Origin of the sequence: Pseudomonas sp. TH21, from assembly GCF_016651025.1 — a bacterium.
In the GTDB taxonomy this organism is placed as follows: domain Bacteria; phylum Pseudomonadota; class Gammaproteobacteria; order Pseudomonadales; family Pseudomonadaceae; genus Aquipseudomonas; species Aquipseudomonas aylmerensis.
In genome coordinates this window covers 3,321,715-3,341,240 of the sequence record NZ_JAEKEQ010000001.1, presented here as the reverse complement: position 1 = coordinate 3,341,240, position 19,526 = coordinate 3,321,715, and the positions used below count along the sequence as shown (strand labels likewise).

Here is a 19,526-nt window from a genome sequence, read left to right as displayed (position 1 = left end):
AATCCTCAATCCCAGGCGAGAATCTTGCGCGTGCTGCAGGGTGTACCTGTAGCACGCACCACCGTCATGACAGGTATAAACCTGTTAATTCTAACAGTAGACGGTAAGCGTTTTGGCGCTGTTAATGGAGGTCAGGCCTATTCCATGCAGGCTTGATCCATTGATACGAGGAGGATTGCCAGATGCCAAATACCTACGAGTTTCTCAGCTTCGACGCCCTGCCTGCGGTCACGGTTACCGAGACAGACGATAAACTCACGATCACCGCGCCGGCGATTCCTGGCCTTGATGAGAAACAGGAAGTGGTGTTCTTCCTGCGTAAGCCGACGGGTCATGGAATTGCGATCTACCTGACCTTGCAACCAGACAACTTGAAGCGGCCAATGGTGATTGAGCTTGATAAGAGCCAGCTTCCCAAGACGAAGGAATTGCATATCGACTACGGCGCTTACGTTAACAGGCGCGCCGTTCATCGATCAGCCGTGGCGCAATATCCCGCCGCTGAAACGCCAGCCCAGGGCTGACACGTCAACCGCACCTTCCATTGCATTCCACGTTGAGGCCGGGGCGCCCGGGTTGGAGTTGATCCAACGGTCAGCGACGAGCCGCGCCTCACGCTGGTGTTTAGTCATACGCTGAGTGGCCGCATCTGCCATGATCGGGCTTCGCAATCTGGCTCACCCAAGGAAATCCGCAATGGACGATGTACAGCAACTGGGCGAGATGCTTCGTCATTACGCTGATAGCGAAGCGCACAAAAAACAACAATTTGACCTGCAGTCGGCGCGCTGGACGCACAAGCTCAGCGAGTTGTTCGGGCAGATCGAGCAGTGGCTCGAACCGGTCAAGCAGGTGGGGTTGCTCGAAGTCCACCGTGAGCCCTATGTGGCCAGCGGGCCGAGCGTGCCGGTCGAGGCCTCGACCTTCAAGACCGAGAAGCTGACCGTGCAGATCACCGGCAAACCGGTGGAGTTCGTGCCGGACGTGATGGGCGTGGGCGGCTTGATTTCCGTGGCCGTGATGGGCCTGACCGCTGCGCGCCACGGCAGTGTGTCGCTGGTGCTGGCGGCGGATAAAAATGACTGGATCTGGAAGAAAACCAACGGCCTGAAAGACCCGGACACTTTTGCCTTCGACGCCAACTTCCTCGCCTCGCAATTGCAGAGCCTGATTCCGCGCGAACGCGGCTGAGGCACACGGCCCTCGCCGGCACGTCGGTGCCGACTGAGGACGTATCTATTTCAGCGCCGGGTCGCCGGGGTTGAGCGCCTTCCAGCTTTGCAGTACGGCCTGCGCCTTGGGTTCCTGGCCATTTTCCAGGTAGTACTGGATCAGCGACAGCCGCGCAGTGCGGTGATAGGGCTGACGCTTGAGCAGGTCTTCCTCAAATCCACGGTAAACCCGGCGTGCACCGCATCAGTGTTTTTGGCGGTCCACTGCAGGTGGTTGGAGGCCGGGCCATGACAGGCCAGGCAGCCCACGCCGAGGCTGTTCCATTGACTGTTAAAGCGGTTGTTGAACGCATCGAAGTTGCGTTTGTAGCCGGTGGTGTGGCATTCCACGCACATGAAGTTGGCGTTCTGTTTGGGTTTGCTCCAGTGCAACGGGTTCTTGAAGGTGACGCCCTGGCCTGGATAGAGATGAAACCAGCGGCCTTTCTGTGTATCCCAGGCCACGCCCAGGGCCTGCAAGCGCCCGTCGCCGACTTCGAGCAGATATTGCTGCAACGGCGCGATGCCAAAGGTGTAGGCCACCTTGAAGTCGGCCGCCTTGCCATCGCTGCCCGGCGTGTTGACCCAGAACTCATCGCCGCGTTGATAGAACCGCGTGGTTTCACCTTCGGCACTGAACGAGGCGTTGTTGAAATCCGCCGGGACCGTCTGCGGCGTGGCGGGCTGCATCGCCAGCTGGTGGTGCGAACCTTGCCAGTCCTTGGCCTGGGCCTGGTGGCAGCCCTGGCACTGCTGCTCGTCGACCATCTGCGCAGGGGGCGCGATGACCACCGGTTTGGTCGCCGCCACGGGCGCCGGAGCCGGTAACCGAGGCGCGCTGGCCTGCAGGAAAAACCAGATCCCGGCCATGGCCGCCAACAGCAGCACAATCAGCACGGGGTACAGGTAACGACGGGGCGAATCACGGTGGGGTACGACAGGTGCTTGTTTGGGCTTGGGCATTCCGACTTCCGCTGTCTTGATGCATGGAAGCTCTACGGCGTGCTTAAGCTCCGTGCAGCTTTGACGCTGGCCACAGTCCTGTCAAACGGGCAGGTGAAAAAAGCACTATTTCGCCAGGATTGGCTATACCTACAGCTCAGTGTTTTGACGAAGACCGCCAGGGAGTTCAATGATGAAACTAGGGCTAATGATCAGCGCTGTGTGCGTCGCAACCCTCGCCATGAGCGGTTGCGCCAGCAAGGTCACATAACCGGATGAGTACTCGGGCTTTCTCTCCGACTACAGCCAGCTCAAGGAGGCCCAGTCGCCTTCGGGGGCCGAAGTGATGCGCTGGGTCGATCCCAAGCTGGACCTGAGTCGCTACAACGCGGTGTACATCGAACCGACCCAGTTCTACCCCAAGCCCCAGGCCACCGCGAAAATCCCGGACAACACCCTCAATGGCATCAACACCTACTACAACCAGGCGCTCAAGCGTGAGCTGGCGAAGTCTTTGCCGCTGGCCAATGCCCCCGGCCCTGGCGTGATAGTGGTGCGTGCGGCGATCACAGCGGTAAGCAGCAAGACCCAGTCCCTCAAGCCGTATGAGTACATTCCGGTTGCCCTGGTGGCGGCCGCGGTGAGTACCGGCACCGGCATCCGCGACCAGGAAACCACCCTCGGCACCGAGGCGCAGTTCCTCGACGGCGCCAGTGGCAAGGTGCTCGCCCAAGTCGTGCGCAAAGGCACCGGCAAGCCACTGGCGAACGACTCGCAGGTGATGAAGGCCGACGATGTCAAAAGCGTCATTGATGGCTGGGCATCGGACCTGCATCAGTCTTACCTGAAGCTGAAAAAGCACTGACGCTTAAAACGCATTCCTGGCCGGTTTGTTGTAGTAGCTGAGCAGGGCATCGTAGCGGCGGGTGACGAGGTAATAGTCGTCACTCAGTTGCTGCGGTGGGGCGTGTTCGTGCCAGTGTTGGGTGAGCGTGCGCAAGGCTGAGAGGTACGCGTCGGCCGGCTCGTTCAGGGTGTACCAGAGAAAATGGGCTTCTTCGTCGAGCTTGTCGCCCGGATGGGTACGCACATAGGCGCGGGCGCTGTCTGCCGCCTGTTGCACGGTGTCGGCCAAGGCTGCCACGGCAGGCGGCGTCAGGCTGGCGTTGCGCATGCCTTGCTCGATCTGGTTCACGGCCTGGCGCGCGGCGATCATGTAATTGAGCACCTGCCAGTGCATGTCCCGGCCGAAGCGTGCCTCGATCAACGCCAGCTGCGCCGGGCGCACCGCCATGTCGGCCTGCTCCAGCGGCGTGCGCAGCGCGGTCGAGGCCGCCAGGTAGTCCTGGCCTTTCTCGGCCAGTTGCAACGCATACTGTTTTCGCACGGCTTCGACGAGGATTTGCTGCGCGGCAGACGTCCACTCCGGCAGCGTGACTCGATCAGCCAGCGAGGTGAAGCTGTTCAGGCTGGCCGCGTAGGTCGCGGCGGGCCCGAGCAGGGGGCTGTCGGGTTGCTGGCGCCGCAGTTTCAGGGTGTACAGCTCAGAGCAGACCGACGCGCGGATGTAGCGGGCATCGGGCTCGTTGCGGTCGCCGAATTTATCGTAGCTGCGCACTTCCTCCTGCCCGGTACTCATGAAGTAGTAGGCCAGGCGTGTTTCGCGATCGACGCGGTTTACGCAATCAATGATCGGCGCAATTGCGCTGGCCGCCGCGGTGTAGGGGCTGTCGCGCTGGTCGAGCCACAACTGGGCGTATTGCAGCGGTTTGGTGGCGCCGGCTACGCCGAGCAAGCCCAGGCCGAGCACCAGGCCGATAGGCACCAGCCATTTCGGATTCATTGCGTAGCCTCCTGTCCATACCACTGCGCCTCGGTGGCGGGGGCCTGGCACGCGGTGTCGGTGCGCGGCATGCGACTGCACAGGCGTTCGGTCCAGGGTTGCAGGCCCTGGTTGCGGGTGACGCGGTGCTGGCTGTCGAGCAGGGCCAGGCCCGCGTACAGCACAATCCCCAGGATCACCAAGAGTGCCATGCCCAGTGCGGCCCAGCGCGGATTGTGCGCGGTCCACGGGGTGTGGCTGTTCATCAAGGGTCGCTTGATCACGCCGATAAGCGCCAGCACCGCCACCAGTGTCAGGCTGGCAAACGGGCTGAAGACATACCCCAGCGTGGCGGCGAGGATCAGTCCAGGCACCAGGTCCCGTATCGGCAACAATGGCAAGTGTGTAGGGCTGAGCCAGCGGGGCAGGCGTTGACTGAGCTGCTCATCCAGCACGCGGTACTGATGGGCCAGCGGGCGCCAGGCCTGCCAGGCCACGCCGGCGCCGATCACTGCGGCGAATGCCCACAACACGCCGTAGCCCAGCGTCGGTACCACGTTGCCGGCCAGGGTTTCGGTCTTTGCCAGCGCGCCGACCAGGCAACTCAGCACCAGCGCGACGATCCACGGCCAGGTGTCCATCGCCGTGTCCCAGCCTTGCCAGAAATACACAGTGCCGCCGGGCATCGCCTCGGCTTCGGCCACGTGGTCGGCGTAGATGTCGGCGCTGAGCGCCTGGCAGGCTTTCCAGTCGTGCTCGTTGAAGCGCTGGGCGAAGGCACGCCGCTGGCCCAGGCTCAGCGGTGCCAGCAGCAACCGCGCGGCCCGTTGTTGCGGGGTGTTGGGGGCTTCGGCCGCCAGGGCACGCTGGCGCGCCATGAAGATAGGCGCTTGCTGGCGCCGCAACAGCAGCGTCCACTCGTCTGCCGGGCACTCATGACCCGCGCCGCCGTGCCAGTGCTGGCCGGCGCAGACTGCCTCGAATACGGCGCTCGACCAGTAGTGACTCTGCGCCAGCAGCCGCGCCAGCCACTGGTTGAACCACTCGGCATGTGGGTGATTGTTCACCCAAGGGTGCTCGTCGCGCGCTGCATAAGCGGCCAGGAACGCCGCCTCATCCTTGTGCTCCAGAGCCTCGCGCAGCGGTTGCTGCAAGGCCGCGCGGTGTTTGCGCTCGAGCTTCTCGACCAGCTCGGCGGGCAACTCCAGGCGCTGCCAGGCGGTCAGCCAGTTGAACGTTTCAAAGGCCCAGCGCGTGTCTTCGGGGTTGAGGTCGCCTTCGATGTCGCGCAGCAGCAGGTGGATTTCGAAGTGCAGGGCGCCGCCACTACCGAGCGCCGCCTGGTAACGCTCGGCCAGGGTCTCGCCACGGGTCTCGATGATGACTTCGTCGGCTTCTTGCGGGTCCTCGCTCCACGTCAGCGCGGCCTCATAGGCTTCGCGCAGGCGCTGGAAACCCTCGGGGTCGTCATCCGGCCGGGTCTTCTTCAGCAGCGCCGCGTAAGTGCGCTTGATCGTGCGGCTATCGGCATCCGGCGGCAGGCCAAGGACATTCCAGCAAGTCATGTGCGGTGCAACTCCCTAAACAATCGCGCGCACATTACCTGTTTTACGGGGTGATAAACCAGCGGTAGTAGGGGGTGGCGCTGTCTTGCGGCAAAACATCGCGAATATCCCGGCCCCAGGCATCGCGGTCGCCGTCGTAGGCATGCAGGCTCGCGCGGTAGAACTGCAGCAGGCGTTGCTGCTCGGCGGCCACGGTGCGGGTGAAGGCTGCATCGGCGTTGACCAGCGGCGCCGGCACCCGCAGGTCGAGCAACGCCGGCAGCACCCGCGTGATCTCCTGGCTGCGCACCCATGGCGCGTATTCGATGCGCGGCTGGTCGTCGGTGACCGGCAATGCATCGGCAGCCATTGCGCCAGCAGGCCCTGTTTGCCCAGGCGCGTGGCCGCCAGTTGGTAGAAGTCTTGGGAATACAGGTTGACCATGCCAGCGGCGGAGGGCAGCGGCGGTTCCAGGGTGATCAGGTCATAGGTTTGCGGGTTGCGCAGCAGTTCCTGGCGACCGTCGCGCAGGCGTACCTCCACGCCCGGGTCACCCGCCGTTGTGCTTGATGCCGTCGAAGAAGCGCGCATTGTCGAACGACGCCGAGACATCCGCGTACGGCTGGATGAACTGAATGGCGCTGTTGCGCCCGTCAATGCCGAATGAGCGCGCGTAGCGGAACAGGTAGAGGTCGGCATTCAACGACAGGCCGGTGATCGGCAGCGTGGTGTCGATGGGGGTGTTGGTGTCGACCCGGTTGTAATAGCCGAACACCATGTTCAAGTCGGTGGGCGTGTTCTGCCAGTCCCTGGCGTTGTCGGCAAATCCCATGCCTGGCATCAGGGCCAATGTCGATGCACAAAACGCACTCAGTCGGCCACGTGAAATCATGGCGCTACTCCTTGTCGGCCTGATATCTGGGGCTACATGCCCGGTCTACCCCTGTTGCGACCGGGCAGGCAGTGCTACTTCAACGGGGTCAAGGGCGGCAGTTTCCATTGACCATTACCTACCTCAGGCTTGGGCAGGTAAATCCGCAGTACCGCGTAAAACGGACCGGGTGGGGCCGGCAGCCAGTTGCTCTGCTCGGCCTTCGGTGGTTCGTGATGCTGCAACGCCAGGGTCAGGCCGCCATCGGTGTCCAGCTTGAGGTTGGGCAGCATGCGCGAATTGATCAGGTAGCGTTTCTTGTGGTTGGGCACCAGCAGCTTGGTCTTGCCGTCGTACATGGTCAGCGACCAGAACGCGTCGGCCGGTGGCAGCTGGTCCTTGGCGAAATGCACGGTGTAGCTGTGGCGTGCGCCGTTGGCCGGCTTGCCTTCGCTGTCGACGAAGTAACCCAGGTAGGCGGCCTCATCGGTGGAATTGCCGAAAATCCCCATGTCCGCACCGGCGTAGCGGTACAGGTAGTTGTTCTGCAGGTGATCGCGGCTGCCGAACAGGTCACCGCTGCTGACCTGGTGGGTGTCGACCTTGTCTTTCTTGAAGGCGGCGAATTCGGCGCGGGCGTCGGCAATCCCTTCTTCCAGGGACTTGCGCTGTTCAGCCGTCAGGTCCTTGACCTTGAACGGCGCGCCGGGGGCGATACCGATCTTGGCAAAGCGCGCCAGCAGGTCTTTTTCACTGTCCTGGGGGGCGGCGAAGGCCAGCATGAAGTTCAGGTAGCGAAACAGCTGCGGGCCTTCGGTCATGGTCGCCATGGGCTTGGGCCATTCGATCTTCGGTGCCTTGGCCGGCGCCGCTTGCTTCACGTAGCTGCTCAGCGGCTGCACCTTGTAGCCATTCTGGATCTGCTTGACCTTGTTCAGGTCCTTCTCGTCAAACAATTGCGTGCGGTACAGGGCGTAGGCGATGTTGCTTTCGCTGTAGACCACGCGGTCGATGTCGACCGGCTGCTGACCTTTCCAGTCCGGGCCGGCGATCATGTAGTGGCCGCCGTTATTGCCGGTGCTGCGCGTGCCCAGGTAAGCGAAGTTCTGCGTGTAGAGGTCGATCAGCTGCACCGAGTAGTAACGGTTGTCTTCGATCTTGGGCAGGGTCAGCACTTGTGGCTCGCTGCGCAGGTCCAGCCAGACAAAGGAGTAGGGCGTGTCCGAGTTCGGGGTGACGAAAGCGCTGTCCTTGGGCGTGAAGACCTGGGCGGTGTTGCCGATGTGGTTGAACGGTGCCTTGAAGTTGGCACCGCCCTTGTCGACGGCTTGGGTGTAGAGCGTCTTGTACATTTCCACCACCGGGTAGCCATACAAGTAGGCTTCCTTGGCAATGGCCCGGGCTTCGCTGGGCGTCGCGGTGAAATCGGCCCAGGCGCCGGTACTCATGAGTATCGAGAGGCTCGCCAACAGCAGGCGCGTCGGTTTTCTGATCATGTTGTTGCGTCTCTTAGGGAACTGGGGTGATGTCGTCGAGTTTCCAGCTTTTATCGAAGTAGGCCTCGGTCGGCGCGTACAGTCGGAAATAGCTGAACCAATGTTTGCCGGGGAGAGTTTGCACCCAGTTGCTCTCGAAGTCTTTTGGCGCGTGCGGTCCGAAGTAAAGATCGATCGATCCATCGGGGTTTTTCTGTAAATCCTGGCGTGAAGACAGGTCGGCTTTGCGTTGTGGGTTGTCGATCAGGCAGCGGCTGTCGATGTCGTAGACGGTCAGTGACCAGAATTGCCTGGCGGGTGGATTGGCGCCTACATGCAGCGTGTAGTGTTTGCCGCCGTCTAGCCATTGGCCGTCTTTATCGGTGTAGGCGCCGAGGTAGGTCTGGCCCAGGCCCGGGGTCTTGGACACCATGCCCTTGGTGTTGGTGACCGCCTCGTAGAACCAGGCGCTGCGTTCCCATAGCTGGTCGTAGTAGCCAAGATGCTGGGAGGGTTCGACGATGTTCAGCACTGTGTCCCACTGCCGGTCTTGAGCAGGAAAATATCGAACAGGTTGAGGTCGCCGATGCCGGTGCTGTAGCCACTGTGCGGATCCGGGCGGGTGCTGATCGGCAGCGTGGCACGCAACAACTGCGGCACGCCGATGAAGTCCGACGGTGCAATCGGCAATGTATCGCGCAGCAACAGGTCATTGGTGTGCGCGTTACTGTCATACAACCTGGGCGTGTAGTAGTCCTGCAAGTTGGCGCCCGGTGCCAGATTGAGCGGGTTGTTACTCTTGTTGGCGGTATCGGCGGTATCGGCGTGTGCAGAAAACGTCGGCATGGTGAACGCTGCCAGCATCAATGCCGGAACAAACGGTGATCTGGACATGACAATTCCCCAATTCCATGGCGACTTGCCCGACTACATCTACGTGCTCGGGCTGCCCTGCGTCATAAACGCTGTAGGACCTGTCGATTGAAATTAGCAGCTATATCCAGACGCGCTAGCAACCCGAATGAATTAGTTGTTTAGAAAGGGGAAGAGCAGTGGCCTACCGCTCCAAGGAGTGATAGGCGGCAACGGGGAAATGTCAGGCTGCCAGTATGGCTTTGACTTTGTCGCGCAGTTGATCGATGGAAAACGGCTTGCCAATCACGTGCATGCCCGCGGGCACATCGATGCTGTCGGCATAGCCGCTGGCAAACAGGATCGGGAGGTCAGGACGCAGTTCACGCACTTTGGTCGCCAGTTGCTTGCCATCCATGTCCGGCAGGCCGACATCGGTCATCATCAGGTTGATGACATTGTTGGAGTCTTTCACCACTTTCAGGGCCTCTTCGGCGTCGGCGGCCTCAAGCACCTGGAACTCCAACTCTTCAAGCACATCGACGATCAACATGCGCACGATGGCATCGTCTTCGACGACAAGGATGGTGGGGGCGGTGGCGGACATAATGAGGGTTCCCGAAAAGTGAGGTGCAGGTCGTGCTCAGTGCAAAGACCATCTTCTAATGAGTGGCTTCGATCCTGGCAAGTTCCCGCAGCAGGTCTTCATTGTGAAGGCAATGGACAAGAATGTCCCGCTCGGGAGAGGACCCTGCGCCTCACGCGGTCGAGTGAGGCGAGGGCTATTCACGTGCCAGGCATTATAGCGGCGTCATCAACTGCGCTACGGCCGCACCGTCAACCTTGTCGGCAGCCAAATCGCGCGCTTGGAATTCGCTGACGTTGTAGGTCAGCGTGCCGTGTTTTTTCCCATAGGGCCTGCGCGTCACCGCAGTCAGCCCGCTGCTTAACGCTTTATCCAGGCCTTCCTGCATCGATTGCAATGTTTGGAATTTCACCAGCCCTGCGTCCGGGTCATAAAAAACCATTCTGTTTCTCCGTTCTTGACCTTGATGCCGGCTAACAGCCCATGATCTTTCTCACCGATCCTCAGGGTTTTCGAGGTGGGGGAGTTGGTCAGGTCTTCGATGATTTGCGCGGCCGTGCATTTTGTGACGGTTTGGTCCAGGTGAAAGCTTTTTTTGTCGCCGACCACATCTTGAAAAGTTCTCAGGGTCTTGATGAAGGTTTGCGATTCGGGGGTCAAGGGCGCGTCGGCGGCGCGGTACAGGTTGGTGAGGAACACGTCTTCTTTGCCATGCTCGATCGCCAGCGCCATCGTATTTGCCATTGCCGCGCACTCGCCGCGGGAGGCGGGGTCGACATGCGCGTGGTAGTGGGTCTGTGACGCCGGGAATAACCGCACACCCGGTGCATCGACGTCACAGTTCAGAAGATGTGAGGCGTGTTGTGCATTCTCAATTGCCTTCGACTTGATTTCCTTGGCAAGCATGCCAATTTCTTCCGCAGTCCGGCCGGGCTTGGAAATCAGTTCGATGAGCCCTTGCGCGCTGATATCTGGGTAATAATCGCGAAGACGGGTCACATCGCCACTTTCAAAGCCGCGATTGAAATCGGCGCGATTATGCGGCCACTGCGCACGCTCGAGGTTGTTCTTGAAACCTTCGTGATGAGGCCCGATCGGTGCTCCAGCGTCGATAGGGCCTGGCCTGCCATTCAGAGGGGTGAAGTGCTGCAAGGGCGCGCCAAATGCCTCCTGCTTGAGCGGATTGTAGGCGTACCAGTTGCCATTGCGATGGACAGCGACCCCGTCGACTGAACCCTCGGCGACTTTATACGACCCCAGGGCTGCCGCCCCATATTCCTTGTTGGCCGCCTTCAACAGGTCATAGCTCCCCGATGCGCCCCGAACCTTGTTGATCAGCCATTGGCCTGAATGGCTGAACATTCTGGCGCCCTGGGTCGCCAATGCGGCTGTACCGATGGCCAGGCCCTTGGCGCCGCTCAAAGGGTTGAGTGCGCTGATCAGGGCGCCGCCGATGATGCGTCCCGCGTGCGCAGCCTTCACCGCAGCGGAGGCACCCGTCGAGGCTACCTTGGCGACTTTTGCGCCGGCTCCGTAGCCCGCGGTCAAGAGACCGAACGCATCCAGGCCAAGGTCGATAAGGCCCGCCTCGTAGTCACCCTGGCGAAAATTGACAATGGCCGACCTCAAGGGAATCAAATTGAGGAAAAACTCCTTGACGCGCTCACCCCCGGCTTTCTGCTGATCCAGTGTCGTGGTTCCAAAGGCTTGCGTGCGTTGATCATGGCCACCGATATCCAGGTGTTTAAAAAAGCGTCGGCGAGGTAGTGTGTGCGCGCGGAAGTAAAGCTCAAAGGGACTGGCGCCGAATCCAGCGGTGTTTTTTCAGGCGCTTGGCGGTCATGGTCATCCGGTATGAATTTTTCTATGCGGGTCTGGATATTGCTGTTGCGTTGATCGCCCCGGGTAATGGCCGCCTCCGAGCGCTTGATGATGCGGCTGTTTAAAATGTCCACTTCATACACGCACACCTGCGGTTTTCCATCCACCATTCGCTGCGTTTTTATCAGCAACTCATTGCGTCTGGAGCGAAAGACGGGCGGGTTTATAAACCCTGTATCAATGACATATTGGTTTTTTTGGTAAAGATCAATTTTACCCAGTTCGAGGTTTTTTCGATCTTCCAGGGGCAGTTCAGAGATCAAGTGCCTTATTTGGGTCTTGACGCCTTTTTCCAGGGAGTCGACAGCGGTTTCGTACTGGCCGAGAAACTCGCCGTTGACGTTAAGCCTGGGCCGCTCGTTGATCGCGTCGATGGGGATTCGGCTATCGTCGGTTTTCCAGCGGACATTGATCCCCATCATCGCCATGTCGAGCATCGAATGCTTGCCATCCAACTGCTTGGATTTGTCATCCGAAACCGTCGTGAGACATTTCTCCTCGAACGGTAGGCCTTCGCCAAACTGTTGCTTGAGCTTCTCCAGGGCAATCGCTTTGCGACTTGGAATGCTGGCCCCGAGTAATTCAGAGGCCGTGGTTCTTTCGTTGATTTGCTGATTGAACGCGGTCCTGACGGTTTCCACCTCCTGCGGGGTGTAGAGCGCGTCCTCTTTCCTGGCGACAAGGCCATTGATCACGCCCCAATCCAGCAGCAAGGCCTGGGTGATGTGGTCCGGGGGATCATTCAGCGCTTGTGCCGCGCTCATCACATGGCCGTAGCTCATCTGTGACGCCGTTCCCGGCGCAATCGCCTCGATCTTGGCCACTGCCCGACAGAAATTGACCCAGGCCTGGCTGCCATTGACCACGCTGCCGGGAATATCCTGGACCAGCAACTGCGGCGCCACGCGTGCCAGCAACACGTGGGTGGCGAGTTTGGCTTCGGCCTGCGTGACCCGGCCGGCAGTCACCAGATGGCGAATCAGCCCATCGACGACAGTGGCCGCGGGCATGCCCCAATACGCTTCCTGACCCAGATCAAAGCCGGCGACCGACTGCCGGCGGGGTTGCTCGACGGACTCACGATCCAGGCCAATGTTAATGGCGGCCATCACGTAATCGCCGAGGCTGGTGGGCGTGGCAATGCCATTCAGGCCGTCCTGCACGGCTTGGCCTATCGCCTGGGCCTTGGGTGACTTGAGCAGGGTTTGCAGGGCCTGACCCGGTTCCTGCAATTGGGCCTCCGACAACGAGGCGGCTTTTATCAGCGCACCCAATGCGCCTCGGGCCAATTGCGTCTGGGTGTCGGAGGAGGGGGTCTGGTTATCACTGCGCAGGATGCTGGAATCGACAATGACCCGGACCTTGCGTTGCTCCTCCTGCGTCAGGGGATGGGGCCAGGACAGCGCTCCGCCGAGATTGCCCTCTGGCTGTTGCAGGGCGTGAGCGTGAGCGGCTTCGGCCAGGTGAGCCAGGTCGGATCGGGTCTGAGGGATGGGCAAATCATGATGCTTGATAAACATTTCGAGGCTGACAGAGGGCGCGCCGCCCAAGGCGTTGAACCGATGATCGTCGGAGCGCGCATCAATCGCGACCTGAGTGTTTTTCAAATGGGCCAGCACGGCAGAGGGCGCCGCGTCCTCGGCCAGGCTTTTAGCCGCGCGGGTCAGTTGTAGTGCCAGGTTCTTCCAATTGTGTGCATTTGCTTGCGCACGCGCCTGGGATGAATCCGATGGGGGCGTACTTGGCGTGTTCGCCGGGGGGTGTCGTTTACGTCGGCAGCCGTGTGGGTGGATTGCGCTGACGTTGCAGGATGGGCGTGCTCTGTGACTCGGGGCTGTAGTTGCGAAACGGACGAAGACATCATCGTTATCACCTTTGCAGATTAGGATAATCGCCTACAAAAAAGCCTCACTGCGCGTGAGGCCTACTGCAAATGAGTGACAAGCCGAACTGAGCAGTTCCGGTGGGACCGCCTGCAAAAATGTCATAAATGTTTTGGTTGGACGGATGTAACAGACTTGGCGGGCGGCACAGGTCGTGGCGCAGGAATCTGTACGCTTAATCCTCAATACACATTAGAAACGTAGCCCTGTACCGCCACTTTGGGGCAAACTCCCGGTTTTTCCATACTTGGCCAAGGCATGCCCATGACTCCTGCGTCGTCCGTCGATGAAAAGAGCTTTCGTACACTGCTCAGCCGAAACGTGGCTTTGCCCCTGGGTGTGGGCGTGCTCAGTGCGGTGTTTTTCGTCTGTCTGATCACCTATTTGCTCTCGGTTATCCAGTGGGTGGAGCACACCGACCGGGTCATCAACAACCTCAACGAGTCGTCCAAGCTGACGGTGGACCTGGAAACCGGCTTGCGCGGCTTCCTGATCACCGGTGACGAGCATTTCCTCGACCCGTATGAAGTGGCCAAGCCGCGCATCATTGGTGATTTACACAATTTGCAGGAGCTGGTGGCGGATAACCCTCAGCAAGTGGATCGGCTCAAGCGCCTGGAGGCGATGCAGGCCGAGTGGAACAAGTACGCCCAATCGATGATTGACCTGCAGCGCCAGAGCGGCGATTACCGGGGGGCGGTGAAGTCCGGTCGCGGCAAGAGCCTGACCGACGCGATTCGCCAGGAATATGCAGACGCCGTGGAGATGGAGCAGCAGTTCCGTGTCACGCGCAATCAAGATGTCACCCGCACCACCGTGATCAGCGTGACCGCATACCTGGCTTTCGTGCTGGGCCTGAGTGGTTTTCTCGCCTATATCGGTCGTAAGAATTTACTTGCACTTTCAGATAGTTACAGCGCAAACCTTGCGTCACAACAGAAGATCGCGCGACGCCTCGAACAACAAGCCTGGCTGCGTAACGGCCAGACCGAACTGGCCGAACAGGTGCTGGGCCAACTGACCCTGAACATGCTCGGGCGCAACATCCTGCAATTCTTCGCCCAGTACATGGGCTCGGCCGTCGCCGCGTTGTATGTGCGTGAGGAACACGGCGGCCTCAAGCGCGTGGCCACTTATGGCTTCTCCCGCGAGCAGGAACAGTTGGAACAGTCGATCTACAGCGACGAGGGCATCGTCGGCCAGGCTGCCCAGATGGACCGCCTGATTCGCCTCGACGACGTGCCGGTGGATTACTTCAAGGTCAGCTCCGGCCTTGGCGATGGCCCGACCCGCAGTGTGCTGGTGGTGCCGACCAGCGACGACGACCGCGTCAATGGGGTGATCGAGCTGGGGTTCCTGCGCCCGTTGGAAGAGCGTGATGTAGAGCTGCTGGAGCTGATTGCCGGGAACATCGGCACATCCATCGAGGCCGCGCGTTATCGCCAGCGTCTGCAGGAAGTCCTCGCCGAAACCCAGCAGCTCAACGAAGAACTGCAGGTGCAGCAGGAAGAGCTCAAGACCGCCAACGAGGAACTGGAAGAACAGTCGCGCATCCTCAAGGAGTCCCAGGCCCACCTGGAAACCCAGCAGGCGGAGCTGGAGCAGACCAACGAGCAGTTGGCCGAACAGACCCAGACCCTGGCCGAGCAGCGCGACGCCATGGACCGCAAGAACGTCGAGCTCAACCAGGCCCAGCTCGAGCTGGAAGACCGCGCCGAAGAACTGCAGCGCTCGAGCAAGTACAAGTCCGAATTCCTCGCCAATATGTCCCACGAGCTGCGCACACCGCTGAACAGCTCGCTGATCCTGGCCAAGTTGCTGGCGGAGAACCCGCAGGAAAACCTCAGCGCCGAACAGGTCAAGTTCGCCGAGTCGATCTATTCGGCCGGCAATGACCTGCTCAACCTGATCAACGACATCCTCGATATTTCCAAGGTCGAAGCCGGCAAGCTCGAAATGCGCCCGGAAAATTCCAGCGTGGCGCGCCTGGTCGACGGCCTGCGCGGCATGTTCGAACCGCTGGCTGCCGACCGCAAGCTGGGTTTCCAGGTGGAGGTCCAGGAAGGCACACCAGCGATGCTGTTCACCGACCGCCAGCGGCTGGAGCAGATCCTCAAGAACCTGCTGTCCAACGCGGTCAAGTTTACCGAACAGGGCCAAGTGAGCCTGTCGGTGTACCGTGCCGCAGGCGAAGGCATTGCGTTCAGCGTGCGCGACTCCGGCATCGGCATTGCCCCGGACCAGCAGGAAAGCATCTTTGAGGCCTTCCGCCAGGCCGACGGCACCACCAACCGCCGTTATGGCGGCACCGGCCTGGGCCTGTCGATCTCGCGCGACCTGGCCAGCTTGCTCGGCGGCTATATCAGCGTGACCAGCGAGCCTGGCAAAGGCAGCGTGTTTACCCTGGTCTTGCCTGAGCAGTACGTCGAACGCCAGGAAGACTCCCCGCCTATCGAGCAGCCGCGCCAGGTGGTGGCCGCCCCTGCGCCCAAGCCCATCGCGGTGTCGCCGCTGCCGGTGGCCGATGCGCAACAGATCCCGCGGTTTGCCGATGACCGCGACAAGGCACCGTTCACCACGCGCTGCATCCTGGTGGTGGAGGACGAGCCGAATTTCGCCCGTATTCTCTTCGACCTGGCCCATGAACTGGGTTACCACTGCCTGGTGGCCCACGGCGCGGACGAGGGCTACAGCCTGGCCGAGGAATACACTCCGGACGCGATCCTGTTGGACATGCGCCTGCCGGATCACTCCGGGCTGACCGTGTTGCAACGCCTCAAGGAGCACGCCAATACCCGCCACATCCCGGTGCATGTGATTTCCGTGGAAGACCGCGTCGAAGCCGCCATGCACATGGGCGCGATCGGTTATGCGGTGAAGCCCACCACCCGTGAGGAGCTCAAGGACGTGTTCGCGCGCCTGGAGGCCAAGCTGACCCAGAAGGTCAAGCGCGTACTGCTGGTGGAAGATGATGACCTGCAGCGCGACAGCATTGCCCGCTTGATCGGCGACGATGACATTGAAATCACCGATGTTGGCTATGCCCAGGCCGCCCTCGACCTGCTGCGCACCAATATCTATGACTGCATGATCATCGACCTGAAGTTGCCGGACATGCTCGGCAACGAATTGCTCAAGCGCATGGCCACCGAGGATATCTGCTCGTTCCCGCCGGTGATTGTCTACACCGGGCGCAACCTGACCCGCGATGAAGAAACCGAACTGCGCAAGTATTCGCGCTCGATCATCATCAAGGGCGCGCGCTCCCCAGAGCGCCTGCTGGATGAAGTCACACTCTTTCTGCACAAAGTCGAATCCCAGCTGTCCCATGATCGCCAGAAGATGCTCAAGACCGCCCGCAGCCGCGACAAAGTCTTCGAGGGGCGCAAGATCCTGCTGGTGGACGACGATGTGCGCAACATCTTCGCCCTGACCAGCGCCCTGGAGCACAAAGGCGCCGTGGTGGTGATCGGGCGTAACGGCCGCGAGGCCATCGACAAACTCAACGAAGTCGAGGACATCGATCTGGTGCTGATGGACGTGATGATGCCGGAAATGGACGGTTACGAGGCCACTGCCCTGATCCGCCAGGACCCGCGCTGGAAGAAGCTGCCGATCATCGCCGTGACGGCCAAGGCCATGAAGGACGATCAGGAACGCTGCCTGGCGGCGGGTTCCAACGATTACCTGGCCAAGCCGATTGATCTGGACCGCCTGTTCTCGCTGATTCGCGTATGGCTACCGAAGATGGAACGCATTTAAGTGGAGCGAAGTTTTTTGGAGAAGAGCAGCGATATTGAGCTGCGCCTGTTGATCGAGGCGATTTACCTCAAGTACAGCTACGACTTTCGCGACTACTCCGGTGCGTCAGTCAAACGCCGCGTGGCGCACGCCTTGCGCCAGTTTGATTGTGCGACCATTTCGGCGCTGCAGGAGCGGGTGCTGCACGATCCGGCAGCGTTCATGCAACTGTTACAGTTCCTGACGATTCCGGTAAGCGAGATGTTTCGCGATCCGTCGCACTTCCTGGCAATCCGTCAGGAAGTGGTACCGCTGCTGAAGACCTACCCGTCGATCAAGATCTGGATCGCCGGCTGCAGCACGGGGGAGGAGGTGTACTCCATGGCCATCCTGATGCGCGAAGAGGGCTTGCTGGAGCGCACGATCATCTACGCGACGGACATCAACCCGGCGTCCCTGGACAAGGCCAAACAGGGCATCTTTTCCCTGGAGAATGTGCGGGCCTACACCGCCAACTATCAGCAGGCCGGTGGCCAACGTTCATTTGCCGACTACTACACCGCAGCTTACGATTACGCGATCTTCGATAAGTCGCTGCGTGAGAACGTGACATTCGCCGATCACAGTCTGGCGACCGACAGCGTGTTCTCAGAAACACAATTAATTTCATGTCGTAACGTATTGATTTACTTCAATAAAAAATTGCAGGATCGAGCATTCGGATTGTTTCATGAGTCGCTGTGCCATCGCGGCTTCCTGGTGCTGGGCAGCAAGGAGACCCTGGATTTCTCCGCCTTCGGCAAACAATTCGAACCCTTGGTCAAACAGGAACGGATCTACCGAAAACTATGACTCAAGCGACTGCCAACCCGCCATTGGTCGCGGGTATAGAGGCTATCGTCATCGGTGCATCCGCCGGTGGTGTCGAGGCGTTGCTGAAGGTTTTTGCCGAACTGCCCAGAGGGTTCGGGTTGCCGATCATCACGGTGTTGCACCTGCCCGATGAGCGCCGCAGCCAGTTGGCCGAAGTGTTTGCCCGCCGCCTGGCCATGCCGGTGGTGGAAGCGCGCGACAAGGAAGTGATCCAGCCTGGCACTCTGTATTTTGCCGGCCCCGGCTATCACCTGTCGGTGGAGCACGATCGCAGCCTGTCGTTGAGCCAGGAAGAGCGCGTACACCATTCGCGGCCCGCGATCGATTTCCTGTTCGAGTCCGCCGCCGATACCTACGGCCCGGGCCTGCTCGCCATACTGTTGACCGGCGCCAACCAGGACGGCGCGCGTGGCCTGGCCCACGTCAAGCAACAGTGTGGAACTACCGTGGTGCAAGAACCCACTGAAGCACGTGTTGCCATCATGCCCCGTGCAGCCCTGGCGCTGCATACACCTGACCACATTCTTACGCTGAGCCACATTGGTTCACTGTTGGCTTCCCTGGAATATTCCCCATGTTAAGTACTGTCCAGGCCAAACTGCTGATCGTTGACGATCTGCCGGAGAACCTGCTGGCCCTCGAAGCGCTGATCAAGCGCGAGGATCGCCAGGTCTTCAAGGCATTGAGCGCCGATGAAGCCTTGTCCCTGTTGCTGGAGCACGAATTCGCCATGGCGATTCTCGACGTGCAGATGCCCGGCATGAATGGTTTCGAGCTGGCCGAGCTGATGCGCGGTACCGAAAAAACCAAGAACATCCCGATTGTGTTCGTCAGTGCCGCCGGCCGCGAACTCAATTACGCCTTCAAAGGCTACGAAAGCGGCGCCGTGGACTTCCTGCACAAGCCGCTGGATATCCATGCGGTGAAGAGCAAGGTCAATGTGTTCGTCGACCTGTATCGCCAGACCAAGGCAGTCAAGCAGCAACTCGAAGCCCTGGAGCGCGCGCGTCGTGAGCAGGAACTGTTGCTCACGCGCCTGCAGGCCACCCAGGCCGAACTGGAGCAGGCGGTGCGCATGCGCGATGATTTCATGTCGATCGTCGCCCATGAAGTGCGTACGCCGCTCAACGGCCTGATCCTTGAAACCCAGCTGCGCAAGATGCACCTGGCGCGGGACAATGCGGCCGCGTTTACCCTGGACAAGATGCACGCCATGGTTGACCGCGATGAACGGCAGATCCAGAGCCTGATCCGCCTGATTGAAGACATGCTCGACGTGTCGCGCATCCGCACCGGTAAATTGTCGATTCGCCCGGGGCGTTTTGACCTCGCGCAACTGGTGCGCAACCTGGTCGAGAACTTCGCGCCGCAAGTGGCGGCGGCGGACTCGTCCATGCACCTGGTGGCTGAAGAACCGGTGGAAGGCAACTGGGACGAGTTCCGTATCGAGCAGGTGGTCACCAACCTGCTGACCAACGCCTTGCGCTACGGGGCCAAGAGCCCGGTGGATGTGCGCGTATACCGCGAGCATGGCGAAGCGCGGGTAGAGGTGCGCGACCGTGGCATCGGTATCAGCCAAGAGAACCAGAAGCGTATTTTCCAGCAGTTCGAGCGGGTTTCCGCCAGCCAGGTGGCGGCGGGCCTGGGCCTCGGGTTGTTTATTTCAGAGCAGATCGTTGCAGCCCATGGCGGCACCATCGAGGTCGAGAGCCAGATAGGCGAGGGCGCCTTGTTTCGGGTGTGCCTGCCCCTTGAGCCGTCGGTATGAAATCAATCGTCACCCCGACGCAACCTCTGCGTGACCCCATGGTCGTAATTGCAGCAATTGACCGGACAAAGGCTTCC

At 60.4% G+C, this 19,526-nt stretch carries 14 protein-coding genes and 6 pseudogenes; 7 read left to right on the top strand and 13 right to left on the bottom strand.

Annotated features, from left to right (window positions below):
- Positions 1–182: 182 nt before the first annotated feature.
- Positions 183–524 carry a hypothetical protein gene (locus JFU04_RS14515; RefSeq protein WP_201144537.1) on the top strand — a complete coding sequence of 114 codons (342 nt, stop codon included), beginning with the start codon at positions 183–185 and terminating at the stop codon, positions 522–524.
- A 172-nt stretch (positions 525–696) separates the two neighbouring features.
- Positions 697–1,191, top strand: a complete 495-nt coding sequence (locus JFU04_RS14510) for a hypothetical protein (protein ID WP_065905406.1) — start codon at positions 697–699, stop codon at positions 1,189–1,191.
- Between the two features lie 45 nt (positions 1,192–1,236).
- Here the strand turns inward: JFU04_RS14510 and JFU04_RS30645 are convergent, their stop codons facing one another.
- Together JFU04_RS30645 and JFU04_RS14505 are read right to left on the bottom strand one after the other, a co-directional pair.
- Positions 1,237–1,332, bottom strand: a complete 96-nt coding sequence (locus JFU04_RS30645) for a hypothetical protein (RefSeq protein ID WP_446739698.1) — start codon at positions 1,330–1,332, stop codon at positions 1,237–1,239.
- 11 nt (positions 1,333–1,343) lie between these two features.
- Positions 1,344–2,174 (bottom strand): annotated as a pseudogene (locus JFU04_RS14505) (multiheme c-type cytochrome); the annotation flags it as partial.
- A gap of 172 nt (positions 2,175–2,346) precedes the next feature.
- Here JFU04_RS14505 and JFU04_RS14500 point away from each other — a divergent pair.
- Positions 2,347–3,018: pseudogene (locus tag JFU04_RS14500) on the top strand (DUF3313 domain-containing protein).
- 3 nt (positions 3,019–3,021) lie between these two features.
- Here JFU04_RS14500 and JFU04_RS14495 read toward each other — a convergent pair.
- From JFU04_RS14495 to JFU04_RS14445, 11 genes and pseudogenes are all read right to left on the bottom strand, one after another.
- Positions 3,022–3,996, bottom strand: a complete 975-nt coding sequence (locus JFU04_RS14495; RefSeq protein ID WP_201144535.1) for a DUF3829 domain-containing protein — start codon at positions 3,994–3,996, stop codon at positions 3,022–3,024.
- Positions 3,993–5,540, bottom strand: coding sequence for a J domain-containing protein (locus JFU04_RS14490; RefSeq protein ID WP_201144533.1), 1,548 nt, complete (start codon positions 5,538–5,540; stop codon positions 3,993–3,995). Before JFU04_RS14490 ends, JFU04_RS14495 begins: the two co-directional genes overlap by 4 nt.
- A gap of 43 nt (positions 5,541–5,583) precedes the next feature.
- A pseudogene (locus JFU04_RS14485) lies at positions 5,584–6,077 on the bottom strand (hypothetical protein); the annotation flags it as partial.
- A pseudogene (locus tag JFU04_RS14480) lies at positions 6,073–6,411 on the bottom strand (transporter); the annotation flags it as partial. The pseudogenes JFU04_RS14480 and JFU04_RS14485, both read right to left, overlap by 5 nt.
- A 74-nt stretch (positions 6,412–6,485) precedes the next feature.
- Positions 6,486–7,886, bottom strand: coding sequence for a DUF1254 domain-containing protein (locus JFU04_RS14475; RefSeq protein WP_201144531.1), 1,401 nt, complete (start codon positions 7,884–7,886; stop codon positions 6,486–6,488).
- Between the two features lie 13 nt (positions 7,887–7,899).
- Positions 7,900–8,415, bottom strand: a pseudogene (locus tag JFU04_RS14470) (DUF1214 domain-containing protein); the annotation flags it as partial.
- Positions 8,412–8,759 (bottom strand): annotated as a pseudogene (locus JFU04_RS14465) (hypothetical protein); the annotation flags it as partial. The pseudogenes JFU04_RS14465 and JFU04_RS14470, both read right to left, overlap by 4 nt.
- Positions 8,760–8,961: 202 nt before the next feature.
- Positions 8,962–9,324 (bottom strand): response regulator, encoded by a 363-nt coding sequence (locus JFU04_RS14460; protein WP_201144529.1) that lies wholly within the window; start codon positions 9,322–9,324, stop codon positions 8,962–8,964.
- A gap of 193 nt (positions 9,325–9,517) precedes the next feature.
- The gene (locus JFU04_RS14455) at positions 9,518–9,745 is read right to left on the bottom strand and encodes a hypothetical protein (RefSeq protein WP_201144527.1); all 228 of its coding nucleotides are present in this window, start codon (positions 9,743–9,745) and stop codon (positions 9,518–9,520) included.
- Positions 9,712–10,941: a hypothetical protein gene (locus tag JFU04_RS14450; RefSeq protein WP_201144525.1), complete on the bottom strand. Its 1,230-nt coding sequence runs from the start codon at positions 10,939–10,941 to the stop codon at positions 9,712–9,714. The genes JFU04_RS14455 and JFU04_RS14450 overlap by 34 nt, the downstream gene beginning before the upstream one ends.
- Positions 10,938–12,803 carry a hypothetical protein gene (locus tag JFU04_RS14445; protein ID WP_201144524.1) on the bottom strand — a complete coding sequence of 622 codons (1,866 nt, stop codon included), beginning with the start codon at positions 12,801–12,803 and terminating at the stop codon, positions 10,938–10,940. The genes JFU04_RS14450 and JFU04_RS14445 overlap by 4 nt, the downstream gene beginning before the upstream one ends.
- 528 nt (positions 12,804–13,331) lie before the next feature.
- Between JFU04_RS14445 and JFU04_RS14440 the strand changes: the two genes are divergently transcribed.
- The 4 genes from JFU04_RS14440 to JFU04_RS14425 are packed head-to-tail and all read left to right on the top strand — an operon-like array spanning position 13,332 to position 19,449.
- Positions 13,332–16,829: a response regulator gene (locus JFU04_RS14440; protein ID WP_201144522.1), complete on the top strand. Its 3,498-nt coding sequence runs from the start codon at positions 13,332–13,334 to the stop codon at positions 16,827–16,829.
- A complete protein-coding gene (locus JFU04_RS14435) occupies positions 16,830–17,660 on the top strand; it encodes a CheR family methyltransferase (protein WP_342389443.1) in 831 nt (276 codons plus the stop codon). It begins immediately after the preceding gene.
- Entirely contained in the window at positions 17,657–18,262 is a 606-nt protein-coding gene (locus tag JFU04_RS14430) for a chemotaxis protein CheB (RefSeq protein ID WP_106803813.1), read from the top strand. Before JFU04_RS14435 ends, JFU04_RS14430 begins: the two co-directional genes overlap by 4 nt.
- Positions 18,256–19,449 (top strand): hybrid sensor histidine kinase/response regulator, encoded by a 1,194-nt coding sequence (locus tag JFU04_RS14425; protein ID WP_065905381.1) that lies wholly within the window; start codon positions 18,256–18,258, stop codon positions 19,447–19,449. The genes JFU04_RS14430 and JFU04_RS14425 overlap by 7 nt, the downstream gene beginning before the upstream one ends.
- Positions 19,450–19,526 lie beyond the last annotated feature (77 nt).